A 503-nucleotide genomic window follows, 5' to 3' on the forward strand; every position below is an offset into this window, starting at 1 on the left:
CTTCTCGAATTGAGTCGCCACCGTACGAAACCGTTACAAGCAGTTCACTGCTCCTCCGTGTCACCGGCATTCTTTCCTGTCCGGGCCTCCAGAAAGCGTTGCTGGGTTTCCCACGCCCGCAGCACGCTGTCCCTGGAGGAGGTCTCGGAACCCGCCACACGCAGAATCTGCGTCAGTGCCCGGGCGAGTTCATTGGGGTCGCGCTCGTCATCACGCTGGGCTTTCCAAGCCCGCACCGTTTCAGGCAGATAGTCGCTCAAGCCCTGCCGGGCGTCGAAGGCGCGGCGGGTGTCGTTGCTCGCGCGAGCCTGCACTGCCACCGCTTCCAGCTGGTCCACCGTCGCCAGGACTTCTCCAGCCAGCGTAGGCGGCAACCCCCGGCACAGCTCACGCACGTCGAGGGAGGGCAGCATCTCGGCACTTGCCTGAGCAGGCAGGGCAGCGGGCGTGACCTGAACAGAAGGAGTCAGGGGCGTCTGCGTGACTTCCTGCACCAGAGCACC

Annotated in this window: 1 protein-coding gene; it reads right to left on the bottom strand. The window is 65.0% G+C overall.

The window, feature by feature from the left end:
* Window positions 1-44: 44 nt before the first annotated feature.
* Window positions 45-503 (bottom strand): hypothetical protein (locus IEY49_RS21295; RefSeq protein WP_189012401.1); only part of this gene is annotated, 459 nt, incomplete at its 5' end.

It is taken from the genome of Deinococcus malanensis (assembly GCF_014647655.1).
In the GTDB taxonomy this organism is placed as follows: Bacteria; Deinococcota; Deinococci; order Deinococcales; family Deinococcaceae; genus Deinococcus; species Deinococcus malanensis.